The organism is Microbacterium sp. P03 (assembly GCF_043556235.1).
Lineage (GTDB): Bacteria > Actinomycetota > Actinomycetes > Actinomycetales > Microbacteriaceae > Microbacterium.
The window spans coordinates 736,322-752,765 of record NZ_JBIGIM010000001.1 but is presented as its reverse complement, the minus strand read 5'-3'; the positions used below and the strand labels follow the sequence as shown (position 1 = coordinate 752,765).

Genomic DNA, 16,444 nt, shown 5'->3' with positions numbered 1-16,444 from the left:
CCGCCTGCACCGACGAAGCGCCGGGGACCGTTCGGTCCCCGGCGCTTCGTGCATTTCCTGCGGGTCAGCGTCGCGCGCCCCCGCGGGTGGACCACAGCGACACGGCGATCAGCACCGCCTGGAACGGCAGCCGAACAAGACGCTTCGCGTCGGTGTCCAGGCCGAAGCCGTCCCGCTTCTTGGTGTACTGCTCGACATTGCCGGGGAACACCGCGACGAAGAATCCGGCGAGGATCGCTCCGATCCGTCGCTTCTCCTTCGGCAGCAACGCGAGGCCCGCGCCGAGCATGATCTCGACAGCCCCCGAGGCCACCACCACGCCGTCCTTGTCGATCGGGAAGACTTCCGTCGTCCAGTCGGGCACCTGTGCCTGGAACTCTCTGCGTGCCCAGAACAGGTGGCTGACACCGGCGAAGACGAGTGCGGCTGCCAGCAGCCAGCGAGCGATATCTCTCATGTACCCAGTCAACCGCGTGTCGACCGATCCGGCGAACCGTCGACACGACCGACGGAGATCGCCGGCGAAGGAACGGGTAACGTCGACGGGTGTCCTTTCCGTTCCCCGCTCTGCGCCGCCGTCCCGACTTCGAAGCGCCCGGGCTGGAGGCGTCGGATGCTGCGGACCGCCTGGTGCTCGATGAGTCGGCCGCCGCGCGTGAATCGGCGGGCGACGGCGAGGTGAGCGTGATCGGCGACGCCTACGGCGCGCTCACCCTCGCGGCGGCGTTCGACGGACGGCGCGGCATCCGCGTGCACCAGGACGCGCTGACGGGTGAGCGCGCTCTGGCGGCGAACGCACGCGAGCGGGGTCTCGAGAACTCGTTCACCTCGGAGGCCGACGTCCCCGCGGCCGTGACCGGCGCGAAGCTCGTCCTTCTGCGACTCCCCCGATCGCTCGACGCGCTCCGCGATGTCGCCGGGATGATCGCCGCGCACGCCGATCCGGATGTCATCGTGTTCGCCGGTGGCCGCATCAAGCACATGACGGTCGCGATGAATGATGTGCTGCGGGAGTTCTTCACGACGGTCGACGTGACGCACGCTCGACAGAAGTCGCGGGTGCTGATCGCACGCGGCCCGCACGACGGCACGGACCCGGCGCCGCGCGTGGAGCGCCACCCCGGCTTGCCGACCGTGTGTGCGTTCGGGGGCGCATTCGCCGGCACGTCGATCGACATCGGGACGCGGCTGCTCCTGGAGCACCTTCCCGAAACGCTTCCCTCCCGCGCGGATCCGGACGCGCCGCACTCGCTGGTCGACCTCGCGTGCGGAACGGGAGTGGTCGCGACCTGGCTCGCGCTGCATCATCCCTTCCATCGGGTGTACGCGTGCGACCAGTCGGCCGTGGCGGTGTCCTCCGCCGCGGCGACCGCGGAGGTGAACGGGGTCGCCGATCGCATCACCGTCGTGCAGGACGACGGTCTCGCTCTGCTGCCCGACGCGAGTTCGCACTGCATCGCCTTGAACCCACCGTTCCACATCGGCGCCGTCGTGCACGATGGGGTCGCCCTGCGACTGTTCGCCGATGCTGCGCGGGTGCTGGCGCCCCGAGGCGAGCTGTGGACCGTGTGGAATTCGGCGCTCAACCACCGTCCCACCCTCGAGCGCCTGGTCGGTCCGACGCGTCAGGTGGCCCGCACCCCCAAGTTCACCGTGACAGTGTCGACCAGGCGTGAGCGCCCCGACACAGCGTCCGTTGCTCCGGCGGCTTGACGCCTCTTCCGTGCGGGGACTCCCATCGTGCGGGGACTCCCATGCTCGCGTCAGGGAGCGAGCATCCGTCGAAGCGTTCCGATCGTGTCGGCCTCGGCCGCGGACTTGTCGTCGCGATACCGCTTGACCCGGGCGAATCGCAGCGCCACTCCCCCGGGATAGCGGGTCGAACGCTGTACGCCGTCGATGGCGATCTCGACGACTGTCGACGGTTCCACGAAGACGGTCGAGGCGGTCCGCCGTATCGCCTGCGCCTCGAAGTGCGCGGTCTGCCACTGCAGCAGCTGGTCGGTGAGTCCCTTGAAGGTCTTACCGACCATGACGAGCCCGCCCGGCTCGCCGAACTCGCCCGTCGGATCGAATGCCCCGAGGTGCAGGTTCGACAGCAATCCGGTGCGACGACCCGAGCCCCACTCCACCGCGAGCACGACGAGGTCGAACGTGTGCACGGGCTTGACCTTGACCCAGCTCTTTCCCCGACGCCCTGCAGCGTATGTCGAGTCGAGCGCCTTCACCATCACTCCCTCGTGACGCGCCGACAGCGCCTCACGCGAGAGCTGCTCCGCCGTCTCCGGGTCGTCGGTGACGACTCCCGGCATGCGCAGCAGGCCGACCACCCGCTCGAGTTCGACGAGGCGCGCAGACAGCGGCTCGTCAAGGAGGTCGCGGCCGTCCACGTGCAGGATGTCGAAGAACCACGGCCGGAGGACCACCGACGACGACGCCTCCGAGCCGAAGCGGGCCATCGTGTCCTGGAACGGTCGGGGGCCGCCGTCCTCGTCGAGCGACAGCGTCTCGCCGTCGAGGATGACGCGTTCCACCGGCAGCTGCCGCACGGCCTCGACGATCTCGGGCACGCGGGACGTGATCTCGGCGAGAGTGCGCGTGAAGACGCTCACGTCTGCCCCGTCGCGGTGCACCTGGATGCGTGCGCCGTCGAGCTTGTACTCGACGGATGCCGCGCCCGTCACGGCGAGCGCGTCCGCCGGCGTCGCGGCCGTCGAGGCGAGCATGGGCATGACGGGTCGGCCGACGACGAGACCCACCGCGTCGAGGTCTGCCGCCGTTCCGGCGAGCGCGAGCCGCGCGGTCTCGCCGAGATCGCCCGACAGCATCGCGGCCCGCCGCACATCGGCGGAGGGACGATCGGCCGCCGCAGCGATGGCGTCGAGCAGAACGCCCTCCAGCGCACCCGTGCGCAGCTCCCCGAGGATCACCCTGGTCGTGAACTCCCACTCCTCAGCGGTCGCTCGATCGGCGAATGCGCGGAGGGTCCCGGAGCGGACGGCGGCGGAGCCCGCGCCCGAGGTGGCGAGGAGCTCGTCGAGGAAGAGGTCGACGTCATCGACGGTCAGAACCGGTTCGGTGGCGTGGCCGACGTCGAGGCCCCCCATGCCCCGCCAACCGACCCCCACACGCCCCTGCCGCGGACGCGCGATGAGCAGTCCGACGGCAGGCGCGACCTCGTGCTCGTCGAGTCGGCTGAGCAGATCGGCGAGCGCGGCGATCTTCGCGGTACGCGAGGGGGTCGCGGCGACCGCGCGGGCGGTGGAGACCAACTCTGCCAACAGCATGGTCGAAGTCTTCCATCGACCACCGACACGGGCGCGAGATGTCGTGTGCAGCCGCTAGCGTGGCGCCATGCACACGACGAATTACGTCGACACGTTCATCGAGGTCGCCGACGACTGCCCGGTCGACAACGCCGTCGAGCCACCGGCCAGGGCGGATCCCACGATCGCCAAGCTGCACTACGCGCTCGTCAGCGCCGCGCCCTACGCGCTCACCTCCGACGACGTCGTCTTCGAGACATACGCGCGCCGCGCGGGGGTGCCCGAGTCCGACCGGCCTGCCGCCCGCGAGGCATTCTTCGCCAAGGGTCAGCCCTGCCTGCGGTCTTCACCCCTGGGCAAGCGCTACGGGTGGGGCGTGCATCACGACGCGCAGGGGCGGATCGCCCTGTACGCGCGAGAATCCGACGGCTACGCGCGTCTCGCGGCCGACGGTCAGATCGCGCACGTGCGAGCCATGCGCTCCTCGCGGAGTCGCTCCTGACGGCCCGGCCGCAGGGGCGTGTGCGTGCGCATCGCGCACATCCCCTTCCTCAGCGAGCCCCGCGCTCCGCCCAGATCGCGCGCAGCGCGGGCTCGAGCGAGGGATACGAGAACGTGAAGCCCGCACCGACCAGGACGTCGGGAAGCACCCAGCGGCTCTTCAGGACGAGCTCCGGCTCGGTCCGCAGCACCCACATCGCGGGTTCCAGCACGAACCGCCACGACGGGACACCGAACGGCATCCGCACCACAGCGCGGAGCGTCTTCATCAGCTCGCGGTTGTCGCTGGGCGCGGGCGAGGACAGGTTGACGGGCCCCTCGATCCGCGAATGGTCGCGGATGAAGCGCACGGCTCCGACGGCATCGTCGATGTGGATCCAGCTGAAGCGCTGCCGGCCCCGCGAGCGGTGCCAGAGACACTCGGAGTCCGTCGGGTGTGCGCCGATGCCGCGGTACCGGCGGTGGTGCGGCCACCACCCGTCGTGCTGGGTGCCGCCGAGCCCGAACCTGGCCAGCAGGAACAGGATGTCGGTGGCCGGCCCGCGTCCGAGCACGATCGCCATCCGCAGCGCCACGCGACGCGTCTCGGGCAGCTCGCCGCGGAACAGCTCGTCCTCCCAGTTGCGCGCCACATCGACCGAGAACCCGGTGCCCAGCGCTCCCGTACTCTCGATCTGCGGACGGTCCATCGCATGGCGGTAGATCGTCGCCGTACTGGCGTTCATCCAGAGCGCAGGAGGCGCCTCGGCGTCGGTGATCGCCTGGCGCAGCATCCGGGTCGTCTCGATCCGCGAACGGAGGATCTCGTCGCGGTTGTCGTCGGTGTACCGGCGGTTGACAGACGTGCCGGCGAGGTTCACGACGACCTGCGCGCCGTCGACGGCACGGTGCACCGAGCCGGAATCGTCCCACCGTGCGTCGGGGCCGCGACGACCGATGATCCGCACCCGGTAGCCGTCCTCGCGGAAGGCTCGAACGAGCGCGTGCCCGACGAATCCGCTCGCTCCCGCGATCGCGACGGTCGGCGCCGAGACCGTGCCGACTCCCGCAGGATCCGTCACGCCTCCTCGCCAGCCGCCACGAGCCGGCTGACCTCGCCGACACCGCTGTAGAAGGCGCCGAGATCGGACTCGTCACCGGTCGGCTGCAGGATCACCGACGTCGCGCCCGCGCGGGCGAAGCGCAGCACCGCGTCCGCGACCCGTGCGGGTGAACCGGCGACGTCGAGCGACGGATCCGGCTCGGTCTCCCACCGCTGCAGGTCCGTGCGCACCCGCGCCCGCGCGTCGTCCTGGCCGAATGCGGCGATCACGAACACCACGAGTTCGTGATCGCCGTCGCGGCCCGCCGCCGCCCGCCCCTCGCGAGCGAGCGCGAGAGTACGGGAGACGCGCTCGGGGGTGCTGCCCGCCGGAAGGATGGTGCCGTCGGCGACCTCGCCGGTGAGGCGCACGGTCTTCGGACCCTCACCGGCGGCGAGCACGACGGGGGGCGAGGCGGGCGGCCAGTCCAGCGTCACCTCGTCGAGCGTGACGTATCGGCCGGTCGTGCTGACGGCGGCGCCGGCCAGGAGCTCCCGGAGCACCGGCACGTATTCGCGCATGAGCGTCAGCGGAGACGCGACACGTGCGCCGACCTGCGCCATCCACGGGAGCACACCGTGTCCGACACCGGGAATCAATCGTCCGGGGAATATGCGCTCGAGCGTCGCGATCTCCATCGCCGTCAGCGCGACGTTGCGCAGCGGCATCGGCGCCACGCCGATCCCGACGCGCAGGGTGCTCGTCCACGCCAGGACGGCGGATGCTGCGGCGAACGCCGACTCGCGGAAGCAGTCCTCCCACAGCCACAACTCTGCGACGCCCGCCTCCTCCGCCGCGAGCGCCGCGCCCCGCAGGTCTTCGGGCGGGAAGTCCGGGATGAAGATGGCTCCTACGGTCACGCTCATCGAGAGGTACTCCATATCGCTCCGGCCACCAGGGGGATCTGCAGAAAAAGACGCGCGAACCTCTTGCGGTCCGTGTCGAGCATCGGGGCGTCCCGCCCGGTACGCCACTGGTGGACGTTGCCCGGAAGCACGGCGACGAAGAATGCCGCCACCAGCGCCCCGATCGTGCGCCGCTCCCTCGGCAGGGCGACCAGCGCACCGCCGAGCATGACCTCCACCACGCCCGAGCCGACGACGATCGCGTCCTTGTCGAGTCGCAGAAGCGTCACCGCCCAGTCGGGGACGACCATGCGGTACCCGCGTCTGCCCCAGGTCAGGTGGGAGACGCCCGCGATCATGAGCAGAGCACCGAGCGCGAGTCTCGTGGCGAGCCGGGCGATGCCGGAGGCGGAAGAGGGTCGTCGACGTCGGCGGTTCACCGTGTCAGTCTGTCACCCGGGCGTCGCTGATCGTCAGCGCGCCCCGCGCACGGTCGACGAAGGACAGGTAGTGCTCCAGGTCGTCTCCCGCGGTGATCGCGCGCAACACGACTTCGTCGACGGCCGTCGCGAATGCGGCCAGACCGGAGCCGATCCCCGCGCCGCCCGGAAGCGGAAGCATCGTGTCCGCGGGTGTCAGGCCCAGGCGGGCGAAGTTGGCCGCGTAGGCGGGATAGCCGGCGTACTGCGCGCCCTCCTCGTCGCGACGCCGCATGGCGGCCTCGTCGACGGCGGTCCGCACGTAGAGCGCGGCGTACCCGCCGTCGACTCGTCCCGCCATCCCCGCGTCATCGCGCAGGGTCTTGGCCTGCGCCGCAGCTTCGTCCGGACTGAGCCAGCTGAGCAGAGCGCCATCCGCCTGTTCCGCGGCGAGCAGCCGCATCCTGGGTCCCAGCGCCCCCACGAGAACCCGCGCGGAGGTCTCGCCATGGAGCATGCGCACGGCGTCGCCGACGAGCGCCAGGCCCCCGGCTCTGCGCTGCCCGGCACCGATGCCGAGTACGAGCCTCTCCTGCGGAAGTGCGTGCGCTCGGACGGCGCGGACGATCTCCCCGGCGGACCGCCGGTCGACCGGGAGCACCCCCGTCGCGAGGACGAGCGTGTCGGTCACCTGCGCGGCTGCACCGAGCGCGGCCAGCGAATCCCCGGTCGGCGTGTCGTTGACCCACAGGGCGTGGTAGCCGGATGCCTCGGCCTTCGCCGCGATCGCTGCGATCGTCTCCGGGCCGAGCGACCCGGCCACTCCCAGTGAGAGGTGTGCGCGTGTCATATCCCGAGCATGCCCCATTCGTCCGACCTGCAGGGCGCTGATACGACGATCGGCGAGACACCCCGCGATGCGGGGCGTCTCGCCGATCAGGTGCGGTCGACCGCGGAGCGGTCCGGTCAGGCGGCCAGGGCGATCCGCGCTGCGTCGACGACGAGGGCGCCGGCCGCGGCATCCACCGTCACCGCTCCCCCGTCGACGAGCGAGCCCGTCACGAACAGGTCGGCCACGCGGTCGTCGACCTCGCGCTGGATCAGCCGGCGGAGCGGACGGGCGCCGTACTCGGGCTCGTACCCGTGCTCGGCGAGCCAGGCGACGGCGTCGTCCGTCACGTCGAGCGTGACGTCACGGCCGGCCAGCCGCTCGGCAGTGGTGGCGAGCATGAGACTCACGATCTCGCCGAGCTGCGCGCGATCCAGCTTGCGGAAGAGCACGATCTCGTCGATGCGATTGAGGAACTCCGGTCGCATCGCCTCGCGCAGCTTGCCCATGACCCGATCGCGCAAGTCCTTGTCCGACCCGAATCCGGACTCGCCGCCACCATCGGCGATGAAGCCGATCGCTCCGGAACGCGACGCCAGGAACTCGCTGCCGATGTTCGAGGTCATGACGATGACGGTGTTCCGGAAGTCGACCGTACGTCCTTGACCGTCGGTGAGACGGCCGTCGTCGAGCACCTGCAGCAGAAGGTTGAACACGTCGGGGTGAGCCTTCTCGATCTCGTCGAACAAGATCACGGCGTACGGGTTCCGGCGCACCTTCTCGGTGAGCTGCCCCGCCTCGTCGTAGCCGACGTATCCCGGAGGGGCACCGACGAGGCGCGCGACCGTGTGCCGCTCGCCGAACTCGCTCATGTCGAACCGGATCACGGCGTCCGCGCTGTCGAACAGAGCGTGCGAAAGCGACTTGGCCAGCTCGGTCTTGCCCACGCCCGTGGGACCCAGGAACAGGAACGACCCGACCGGTCGACGCGCGTCGCCCATGCCCGTGCGGTTGCGACGCACGGCCTTCGCGACCGCGGTGACCGCGGCATCCTGCCCGATCACCCGTCCGTGCAGCTCCTCCTCGAGGAGGGCGAGCCGCTCGCGCTCGGTCTCGGTCAGACGCGAGACCGGAATGCCGGTGGCTCGGCTGATGACGGCGGCGATCTGCGTCTCGTCGACCACGGTCGCTCCGTCATGACCTGCGCCGTTGGCCGTCGCAGACTCGATCGAAGCCTGCAGCTGCGTGATGTCGTCGCGGATGCGCGAAGCCTCTTCGTAGTGCTCCGCCGAGACCGCGGCGTTCTTGTCGGCCTCGAGCACCGCGAGCTTCTCGATCATTCCCGAGATGTCCACGGGCACGCCCAACCGCAGCCGCAGCCGCGCGCCGGCCTGGTCGATCAGGTCGATCGCCTTGTCGGGCAGCACGCGGTCACTCACGTAGCGGTCGGACAGCTCGACGGCGGCGCGCAGAGCGTCATCCGTGTACGTCACGCGGTGGTGCTCCTCGTACGCGCCGCGCAGACCCTGAAGGATCAGCACCGCATCGCTCACGGAAGGCTCTCCGACGCGCACCGGCTGGAACCGGCGCTCCAGCGCGGGGTCCTTCTCGATGCGGCGGTACTCGGCGAGTGTCGTGGCGCCGACGAGGTGGAGGTCACCGCGCGCCAGGCGAGGCTTGAGGATGTTGCCGGCGTCCATGCCGCCGTCGCCGGCCCCGCCGGCACCCACGACGGTGTGCACCTCGTCGAGGAACACGATCACCTCGCCCTTGCGGGCTGCGATCTCATCCATCGTCTGCGTGAGACGCTCCTCGAAATCGCCGCGGTAGCGCGTTCCGGCGAGCATGGCCGGAAGGTCCAGGCTGATGACCCGCTTGTCGCGCAGCTGCTCCGGCACGGCTCCTGCCACGATCGCGCGGGCGAGTCCCTCCACGATGGCGGTCTTGCCGACGCCGGCCTCGCCGATGAGAACAGGGTTGTTCTTCGTACGCCGACTCAGGATCTCGATGGTCTGCTCGATCTCATCGCTCCGACCGATCACCGGATCGAGAGCGCCTTCGCGCGCCTGGGCGGTGAGGTCGGTGCCGTACGTGTCGAGCATCGGCGTCTCCGAGGGCTCGGTGTCGTTCGACGGGGGCGCCGAGGGCATGCCCTCGGGCGAGACGGTCTCACGCATTCCCTGCGTGAGGGCTTCGGCGGTCACACCGGCCTGCGCGAGCACCTGACCGGCGGGAGCATCCTGGCCGATGACCAGCGCGAAGAAGAGGTGCTCCGGGTCGACATACGTCGAGCCCGAGGCGCGGGCCACCTGGTACGCGTGGAACAGCGCACGCTGCACGGACGGCGCGATGACGGCGCCGTCGACGGATGCCGCGCCCGACGCGGCCGGAAGCCGCTGCTCGGCGGCACGGGCGATCGCCTGAGGATCGACGCCGAGGCGTCGCACCGCCAGATTGGCCGGGTCCTCGTTCACGATCACGCGCAGGACGTGCAGGGCGTCGAGCTCGTGCTGACCGCGCTCCAAGGCGAACTGCCCGGCGGTCTGGAGGATGCCCTGCGTGCGGGCACTGAGGAAGCGGCTGAGGTCGATGGAACGTGCGGCGCGGGCGCGCTCGCCGTCGAGGTAGCGGGCGAGGAAATCGTCGAAGGGCGTCGCGTCACCGTCGGCGCCGGAGGAAGTGAAGTCGTCAGGCATGTTTTCTCCTGTGGATATGAATCAAGCACCGCCGAAAATCGGAACTTGAGCTAAGACGTATCAAGTTCAACGGAATGCGGTCTGCGGTATTCCCGGGGGGCACGACATGCGTCGAGAAGACCCGGAAACCCCCTCTTCGCGGACGACGGATGTGGCTACTCTGAAACCACACGAGTGACCATCGCACGCGAGGAGACACCATGTCGTTCATCACCCGAGGCTTCTCCGGCCGCTCACGCGATCGCGACCCCCGCCTTCCTCCCGGACAGACGCTGACCGAGGACTGGCCGGTGCTCTCCGCGGGGCCCACGCCGCGCGTCACCCCCGCCGACTGGTCCTTCTCCGTCCAGACCGAGAACGGCACGAACACGTGGTCGTGGGACGAGCTGCGCGCTCTCGGCCTGGAGGACATCACCACCGACATCCACTGCGTGACGCACTGGACGAAGCTGCAGATGCCATGGCGCGGAGTGCCCCTGGACGCCATCTTCGCGGAGGTCGAGACCGCCCACGAGTTCGTCATGGCGCACTCCTACGGCGGCTACACGACGAACGTGCCCCTCGAAGACCTCCTGGACGGGAAGTCGTGGATCGCGTTCGAGGCGGACGGCGAACCGCTCGACCCCGAGCACGGCGGCCCCGCGCGCCTGCTCGTGCCGCATCTGTACTTCTGGAAGAGCGCGAAGTGGGTCAAGGGGCTCGTCACGATGCCGACCGACGATCCCGGCTTCTGGGAGCAGAACGGCTACCACCTGCACGGCGACCCCTGGCGCGAGGAGCGCTATTGGTGATCCGCCGCCCTGCCGCGTGGCACGTCGCGACGCTGGTCGCGGCAACCGCGGAGACCTCGCACGCACGACGGCTCGTCTTCGACGTCCCCACGTGGCCGGGGAACGACGCGGGCGCTCACGTCGACGTCCACCTGACCGCCCCGGACGGCTACCAGGCGACGCGCTCGTACTCGCTGGCGTCGTCCGGTGAGGGGACGCGGATCACCCTGGCCGTCGACGAAGTGCCGACCGGCGAGGTGTCGCCCTTCCTCGTGCACGACCTGCAGGTCGGCGACCCCGTCGAGGTGCACGGCCCGCTCGGCGCCTTCTTCATCTGGACGCCCCCCGCCGCCCCGGCGGCGCCGCCCGTGCAGCTCATCGCCGGAGGATCGGGGGTCGTCCCGCTGTACGCGATCGCCTCCGCTCACGCCGCCTCAGGCGATCAGACGCGCCTGCGAATGCTGTACTCGGTCCGCACGCCGGCAGACGTCTTCTTCCGGAGCGAACTGCAGTCGTTCACGACCACCGCGCATCCGCTCCAGCTCGACTTCATCTACACCCGGCGCGCACCGCAGGAGTATCACTCCGCCCCCGGCCGCGTCACCCGTGAGCAGCTCACGGCTCTCACGTGGGACGCGGCATCCGACCCGCTCGTCTACGTCTGCGGTCCCACGTCGTTCGTCGAGACGGTGGCCGAGTGGCTCGTCGCGGCGGGGCACCACCCGGGTCGGGTACGCACAGAGCGGTTCGGAGGAACGTGATGACCCACCTCGACGGCAATGCCCTCGCCGGGACCCTCGTCGACGCGCTCGGAGCCGACCTCACCGACCGCTCCGCGCGGTGCGCCCACTGCGGCACCACAGCCGTGGTCGCAACATGTCTTGTCTACGTCTCGCCGATGGGCGTCGTGGCTCGGTGCGCGACGTGCGATGCCGTGCTGGTGACGGTCGTCGAATCGCAGGATGGACGGCGATGGTTCGGGATGCCGGGTGTCGCCGCCGTCGAGATTCCGGCGTCGCACTGAGCGAGGTCGTGCTCGGCGAGGTCGTGCTCGTACGCTGGTGAGGTGCAGGGGTTCTTCGGGTCGTTCTTCCACGGTGTGCGGTTGCTCATCGCGGGCTTCGGATGGTGGCGCAAGCGCCCCGGTGTGATGGCACTCGGTCTCGTCCCCGCCGCGATCGTCGGTCTGGTACTGAGCGCTGCGCTCGTCGGCCTCGCCCTCGTGCTCCCCGACCTGGCGGACGCGCTGACGCCGTTCGCCGACGGCTGGCCGGGCATCTGGGCGACCCTCATCCGCGCGGCGGTGGGTACCGCTGTTCTCGGATCGGCCCTCGTGCTCGCGGCGGTCACATTCACGACGCTCACGCTCATCGTCGGGGAGCCCTTCTACGACCGCATTTGGCGCGCCGTGGAACGCCGAGAGGGTGGCGAGGTTCCCGAAGCCGATTACGGGTTCCTCCGATCGACCGTGGATGCCCTCGCCTTCTTCGTGCGCGGCCTCGGCGTCGCGATCGTCGCCGGCCTCGCGGGTCTCGTACCGATCGTGGGGTCCGTGATCGGCGCGGTGCTGGGTGTCAGCCTGACAGGATGGCTGCTCGCCGACGAGCTCGCTTCGCGCGCGCTGATGGCCCGCGGCCTCTCCCCCGCCGCCCGCAAGCGCCTCCTGCGCCGTCACCGGGGCGCGACGCTCGGCTTCGGCGTGGCCACCCAGCTCTGTTTCCTGGTGCCACTCGGAGCCGTGGTGACCATGCCTGCGGCGGTCGCCGGATCGACCCTGTTGGCACGCGAGCTGGTCGCAGGCGATGTCGGCTCGACGGCGGCCTCGCTCACCGAGTGATCGCGGGATCGCTGTCCGTCCAGTTCTCCGCGGTCTGCAGGATCCAGAACGCGGCGAAGAGCAGCAGACCGGTGACTTCCCCCGCGAGGACGACCGGTGCGCGGGTCACGGCGGCGATCAGCAGCACCGTCAGGTCGATCGCGATGCCGATCGCGATCGCTGCATAACCGAACCGGTAGCCGCGGCCGGCGCCTCGTGCGGCCAGCCCGGAGACGACGGCGATCAGAGCGAAGAAGCACGTCGTGACGACGAAGTGGCCGACGTCGAGGAACGACGTCCGCGCGAGCGCCCACCATCCTGTCGCACCGAGGATCACGAGGGATGCGGCGGCGGCGGTGACCCACACCCCTGCGCTGAGGGTCTGCTGGAGAGCCGCCAGGGCGAGCACGCCGGCGACCGCGATCAGCCCGAAGCCGGCGAAGGTCAGCATGCCGTTGGCGATGTTCGCCCACTCGCTCTCGGGGACGCACCGGATCGCCCCTTCCGGGCAGACGACCTCGACGTCCGGGACCTCACCCGAGGCGACCGGTGTCGGGATGATGACGATGAGCACGGCGAAGACGGCGGCGATGTCGATCAGCGCCTGCGCGACGCTGTGTCCGGACAGCGCGAGGAACGCGACGGCGACCGCGAAGAGAACCCCGACGAAGACCGTTCTCCCGGGCGTGTAGAGCATCGCGCTGATCGACGGCGGCAAGGCCCCGACCTGCGAGGCCACGACGATGAGGGAGACGAAAAGCGCGAGCACGGCTCCGACGATCGACAGGCGCAGGTAGCGATAGGTCCGCTGCGTCGCGGTGGAAGATGTGGCCACGCCCCCATCATGCCCGCCCGGCACGACGGTCAGTCGCGACCGCCCGGCGGGCCCGCCACAAGAAGGATGACGAAGATGGCGATGATCGCGACGACCAGGATGACGGCCAGCGACCAGGGCCTGCGCAGAAGAGCGCGCATCGCGCGATCGTGCCATGCGGCATCCCGTGGATCCGCGGTCTGCTCCCGACGCCAGGCACCGCTCAGCCGCCGGGTGCGGTGCAGCCATAATTCGGTCGGAATGGTGGCGTACGGGATCACCGCGCTCGCGATCGCGACGATCGTCGGCCACGCGCCCCAACGCTGGTTCTTCGCCACGAGCACGGCCGTCGCTCCGTACGCGAGGAACACGAACCCGTGGATGCCGCCGCCGATCGTGACGGCGATGGGCAGGTCGATCGTGGCGCGCAGGATCAACCCCGTGATGAGGAGGGTCCACGAGACCGCCTCGGCGACGGCGGCGGTGCGGAAGAGGGCGAGGGGCGTCCGGAACATGCCTTCAGTATATCTGAAGGTTAGATCGATGTCGGCTGCGGAGGTTCTTCGTGCAGGCCTTCGAGCGCGCTCGTCAGCGTCGGCGCACCGGTGGCGAAGGCCCCGTCCAGGTCTGCCAGCAGGCGGTCGGCGCTCCGCAGGGCGCGTTCGCCGAGTGCCGTGACACGAAGATCGGATGCCGCGCCCGCATGGGCCGTGGCATCCGTCACGAATTCGTTCTCGGCGAGCGACTTCACCGCCGTGTGCGCGGTCTGGACCGTGATCTGAGAGCGGCGAGCGAGCTCGCTGAACGAGATCCCCGGCGTCGCCTCGATGTGGGCGAGCAGGCCGTATTTGCGGGTGGTGAGTCCGACCTCGCGGAGGTGGGCGTTGAGCTGCGCGTCCCACACGGCCGACACCGTCAGGAGCGCGATCACGGGACTGAAAGGAGGTCGTGCCGTCGCCATCGATTACTCCCTGCGTACCCGCGATCCGATCCCCCATGCTACGTCGGAGGCGCCTCGTAGAGTGCAGGCAGGAACCATCGGACGATCCGCAGAGGAGCAGCACGCCATGGACTGGAAGATCGAGTTGATATTCGTGCCGGTGACGGACGTCGACCGGGCGAAGGACTTCTACGTGAAGATCGGCTTCCACGTCGACCACGACCAGACCGTCGGCGACGACCTGCGGTTCGTGCAGCTGACTCCCCCGGGTTCGGCGTGCTCGATCGCCTTCGGCGTCGGCTTGGGGATAGACCTCGAACCCGGTCGCCAGAACACGATCCAGGTGGTCGTGCCCGATGCCGACGGAGCCCTCGCGCAGCTGCGGGCGGCGGGCGTGGTGGCGAGTGGTGTCGACGATCAAGGATGGGGCCGGTTCGTGACCTTCGACGATCCCGACGGAAACACCTGGACCCTGCAGCAGCTTCCACCGCGCACCTGACAGGCAACGGAGAAGGCGACCGCCGTCATCGGCAGCGGAGGCCGGCGCGGGTAAGAAAGTCACCGATTCCCGGCGTCTGCGGGGGGTAAAAACCTTATCCTCAGGATTGGCTCAGTACACCCGAAATCACCCTTTCTTGTCCCCCAAACGGCCGACAGGGTGTTATCGTTTTCTCAGTCCACCCGGGGTACTGGGGAACTGGGGAAAAGCTGGGGAGCTCTCCGAGTGGGCGCATCACGGGGCATCCGATTTCTGGGGAAATCGAGAGACTTGCGTGAAGCGATCCCCTCCACGCCACAATGCCGTGCGGGCCAGGCGTGAAGGGGACCGAGGAACACTGCAACACCGAGACCCACTGGGGATGGGTCGATTGGCTCGGTCACTGGGGGAGACCGATCGATCAGATCGAGAAGCAGAGCACCCACGTTGATCTTAAGTTGGGCGATGCGCGTTGTCCAACCGACGCGCGCGTCTGCGGCACAGACACAGCAAAAGTCGTCGTCCCGACATCTGAGTCGGGTCGGTCTTCACAGTGCACAGCACGAACGGCGTCTTCCGAGCATTTCTGCTCCGGAGGCGCCGTTCGTCGTTGCGGTCTGATGCGCGACGCGGCGAACTCGGCGGCCGCCTCTTCTTGACGACGTCGGCAGCCGAACCTCGACGACGGCGGCACCCGAGGCGCCGCGGCGGAGGAAGAGCGCTGCCCCCTCGGACACACGATCGAGCGACCGGCATCCGAGGGGGCACGCGTGCACATCGCCCCAGGCGAGTGCATCAACCACGCAAGCGCAGCCCCAGGCGTACTTGCTTGTTTCAAGGCTACGTAATCTGCGCGGTAGCGACCACATCCGTGGGGGTGGTTGACAAACGCCGCGCCCGGCCGATTACTTCCGAGAAGAACGGCCGCCGCTGATCACCGTTCGGTGACCGGCGCCGGCCGTTCTTCTCGTCGTGAGCACGCCGCGGCGGCTCAGGGTGTCAGAAGTCCCAGTCCGCGTCCTCGGTGGCCTCGGCCTTGCCGATCACATACGACGAGCCCGACCCGCTGAAGAAGTCGTGGTTCTCGTCGGCGTTCGGCGACAGAGCGGAGAGGATCGCCGGGTTCACATTCGTGACCGACGACGGGAACATCGCCTCGTACCCGAGGTTCATCAGCGCCTTGTTGGCGTTGTAGTGCAAGAACTTCTTGACGTCCTCCGTCAGGCCGACGCCGTCGTAGAGGTCCTGCGTGTACTGGATCTCGTTGTCGTAGAGCTCGTACAGCAAAGAGAACGTGTAATCCTTCAGATCGTCGCGTTCGGTCTGCGTGACCTTCTCGAGACCCTTCTGGAACTTGTAGCCGATGTAGTAGCCGTGCACGGCTTCGTCTCGGATGATCAGCCGGATGAGGTCGGCCGTGTTGGTGAGCTTCGCACGCGACGACCAGTGCATCGGCAGGTAGAAGCCCGAGTAGAACAGGAAGCTCTCGAGCAGGGTCGACGCGACCTTGCGCTTGAGCGGGCTGTCACCCTGGTAGTACTCCATGACGATCTGAGCCTTCTTCTGAAGGTTCGGGTTCTCGACCGACCACCGGAACGCCTCGTCGATCTCCTTCGTCGAGCACAGCGTCGAGAAGATCGACGAATAGCTCTTCGCGTGTACCGACTCCATGAAGGCGATGTTCGTGTACACCGCCTCTTCGTGCGGCGTGATCGCGTCGGGGATGAGCGAGACCGCGCCGACCGTCGCCTGCACGGTGTCGAGCAGCGTGAGCCCGGTGAAGACGCGCATCGTGAGCAGCTGCTCGTCGGGCGTCAGCGTGTTCCACGACTGGATGTCGTTGGACAGCGGGATCTTCTCCGGCAACCAGAAGTTGTTGACCAGACGGTTCCACACCTCGACGTCTTTATCGTCCTGGATGCGGTTCCAGTTGATGGCCTGCACCTGCGTGAGCAGCTTGAGCTTTTCGGGGGTCATGAACGTCCTCG

General features: G+C 69.1%; 18 protein-coding genes. 7 read left to right on the top strand and 11 right to left on the bottom strand.

Going from position 1 to position 16,444, the window contains the following annotated elements; all coding sequences use genetic code 11:
- Positions 1 to 64 precede the first annotated feature (64 nt).
- Positions 65 to 457 carry a hypothetical protein gene (locus tag ACFXOO_RS03625; protein ID WP_394562805.1) on the bottom strand — a complete coding sequence of 131 codons (393 nt, stop codon included), beginning with the start codon at positions 455 to 457 and terminating at the stop codon, positions 65 to 67.
- Positions 458 to 546: 89 nt separating this feature from the next.
- Between ACFXOO_RS03625 and ACFXOO_RS03620 the strand changes: the two genes are divergently transcribed.
- Positions 547 to 1,713, top strand: a complete 1,167-nt coding sequence (locus tag ACFXOO_RS03620; protein ID WP_394562804.1) for a class I SAM-dependent methyltransferase — start codon at positions 547 to 549, stop codon at positions 1,711 to 1,713.
- A 50-nt stretch (positions 1,714 to 1,763) separates the two neighbouring features.
- Here the strand turns inward: ACFXOO_RS03620 and ACFXOO_RS03615 are convergent, their stop codons facing one another.
- The gene (locus tag ACFXOO_RS03615) at positions 1,764 to 3,287 is read right to left on the bottom strand and encodes an ATP-dependent DNA ligase (protein WP_394562803.1); all 1,524 of its coding nucleotides are present in this window, start codon (positions 3,285 to 3,287) and stop codon (positions 1,764 to 1,766) included.
- 67 nt (positions 3,288 to 3,354) lie between these two features.
- Between ACFXOO_RS03615 and ACFXOO_RS03610 the strand changes: the two genes are divergently transcribed.
- On the top strand, positions 3,355 to 3,768 hold the full coding sequence (locus ACFXOO_RS03610) for a DUF6157 family protein (protein WP_394562802.1): 414 nt from the start codon (positions 3,355 to 3,357) through the stop codon (positions 3,766 to 3,768).
- Between the two features lie 49 nt (positions 3,769 to 3,817).
- On the opposite strand, the gene ACFXOO_RS03605 is transcribed toward ACFXOO_RS03610, so the two are convergent.
- The 5 genes from ACFXOO_RS03605 to ACFXOO_RS03585 all read right to left on the bottom strand — a co-directional run bounded on the left by ACFXOO_RS03605 (position 3,818) and on the right by ACFXOO_RS03585 (position 9,638).
- Positions 3,818 to 4,828 (bottom strand): epimerase, encoded by a 1,011-nt coding sequence (locus ACFXOO_RS03605; RefSeq protein WP_394562801.1) that lies wholly within the window; start codon positions 4,826 to 4,828, stop codon positions 3,818 to 3,820.
- Complete coding sequence (locus tag ACFXOO_RS03600) at positions 4,825 to 5,715, bottom strand: LLM class flavin-dependent oxidoreductase (protein ID WP_394562800.1); 891 nt, start codon at positions 5,713 to 5,715, stop codon at positions 4,825 to 4,827. Before ACFXOO_RS03600 ends, ACFXOO_RS03605 begins: the two co-directional genes overlap by 4 nt.
- A complete protein-coding gene (locus ACFXOO_RS03595) occupies positions 5,712 to 6,053 on the bottom strand; it encodes a hypothetical protein (protein ID WP_378838635.1) in 342 nt (113 codons plus the stop codon). The genes ACFXOO_RS03600 and ACFXOO_RS03595 overlap by 4 nt, the downstream gene beginning before the upstream one ends.
- Before the next feature lie 85 nt (positions 6,054 to 6,138).
- Positions 6,139 to 6,963: an LLM class flavin-dependent oxidoreductase gene (locus ACFXOO_RS03590; protein ID WP_394562799.1), complete on the bottom strand. Its 825-nt coding sequence runs from the start codon at positions 6,961 to 6,963 to the stop codon at positions 6,139 to 6,141.
- Positions 6,964 to 7,079: 116 nt separating this feature from the next.
- A complete protein-coding gene (locus tag ACFXOO_RS03585; RefSeq protein WP_394562798.1) occupies positions 7,080 to 9,638 on the bottom strand; it encodes an ATP-dependent Clp protease ATP-binding subunit in 2,559 nt (852 codons plus the stop codon).
- A 200-nt stretch (positions 9,639 to 9,838) separates the two neighbouring features.
- Between ACFXOO_RS03585 and ACFXOO_RS03580 the strand changes: the two genes are divergently transcribed.
- From ACFXOO_RS03580 to ACFXOO_RS03565, 4 genes are read left to right on the top strand one after another with little or no spacing between them, the layout of a single operon-like run.
- Positions 9,839 to 10,429 (top strand): molybdopterin-dependent oxidoreductase, encoded by a 591-nt coding sequence (locus ACFXOO_RS03580; protein WP_378851482.1) that lies wholly within the window; start codon positions 9,839 to 9,841, stop codon positions 10,427 to 10,429.
- Positions 10,426 to 11,169, top strand: coding sequence for an FAD-binding oxidoreductase (locus ACFXOO_RS03575; RefSeq protein WP_394562797.1), 744 nt, complete (start codon positions 10,426 to 10,428; stop codon positions 11,167 to 11,169). Before ACFXOO_RS03580 ends, ACFXOO_RS03575 begins: the two co-directional genes overlap by 4 nt.
- Complete coding sequence (locus ACFXOO_RS03570; protein ID WP_378838108.1) at positions 11,169 to 11,432, top strand: DUF6510 family protein; 264 nt, start codon at positions 11,169 to 11,171, stop codon at positions 11,430 to 11,432. The genes ACFXOO_RS03575 and ACFXOO_RS03570 overlap by 1 nt, the downstream gene beginning before the upstream one ends.
- Positions 11,433 to 11,474: 42 nt before the next feature.
- Positions 11,475 to 12,245, top strand: coding sequence for an EI24 domain-containing protein (locus ACFXOO_RS03565; protein ID WP_378838106.1), 771 nt, complete (start codon positions 11,475 to 11,477; stop codon positions 12,243 to 12,245).
- On the opposite strand, the gene ACFXOO_RS03560 is transcribed toward ACFXOO_RS03565, so the two are convergent.
- Genes ACFXOO_RS03560 through ACFXOO_RS03550 form a run of 3 tightly spaced genes read right to left on the bottom strand, consistent with a single transcriptional unit; the run spans position 12,235 to position 13,999 of the window.
- On the bottom strand, positions 12,235 to 13,059 hold the full coding sequence (locus tag ACFXOO_RS03560) for a hypothetical protein (RefSeq protein ID WP_394562796.1): 825 nt from the start codon (positions 13,057 to 13,059) through the stop codon (positions 12,235 to 12,237). The genes ACFXOO_RS03565 and ACFXOO_RS03560 overlap by 11 nt on opposite strands.
- A 29-nt stretch (positions 13,060 to 13,088) precedes the next feature.
- Entirely contained in the window at positions 13,089 to 13,553 is a 465-nt protein-coding gene (locus tag ACFXOO_RS03555) for a DUF3817 domain-containing protein (protein WP_378838102.1), read from the bottom strand.
- A 20-nt stretch (positions 13,554 to 13,573) separates the two neighbouring features.
- Complete coding sequence (locus ACFXOO_RS03550; protein WP_378838099.1) at positions 13,574 to 13,999, bottom strand: MarR family winged helix-turn-helix transcriptional regulator; 426 nt, start codon at positions 13,997 to 13,999, stop codon at positions 13,574 to 13,576.
- Positions 14,000 to 14,105: 106 nt separating this feature from the next.
- Between ACFXOO_RS03550 and ACFXOO_RS03545 the strand changes: the two genes are divergently transcribed.
- The gene (locus ACFXOO_RS03545) at positions 14,106 to 14,477 is read left to right on the top strand and encodes a VOC family protein (RefSeq protein WP_378838096.1); all 372 of its coding nucleotides are present in this window, start codon (positions 14,106 to 14,108) and stop codon (positions 14,475 to 14,477) included.
- A 978-nt stretch (positions 14,478 to 15,455) separates the two neighbouring features.
- Here ACFXOO_RS03545 and nrdF read toward each other — a convergent pair.
- A complete protein-coding gene (nrdF, locus tag ACFXOO_RS03540; protein WP_378851491.1) occupies positions 15,456 to 16,433 on the bottom strand; it encodes a class 1b ribonucleoside-diphosphate reductase subunit beta in 978 nt (325 codons plus the stop codon).
- Positions 16,434 to 16,444: the final 11 nt, after the last annotated feature.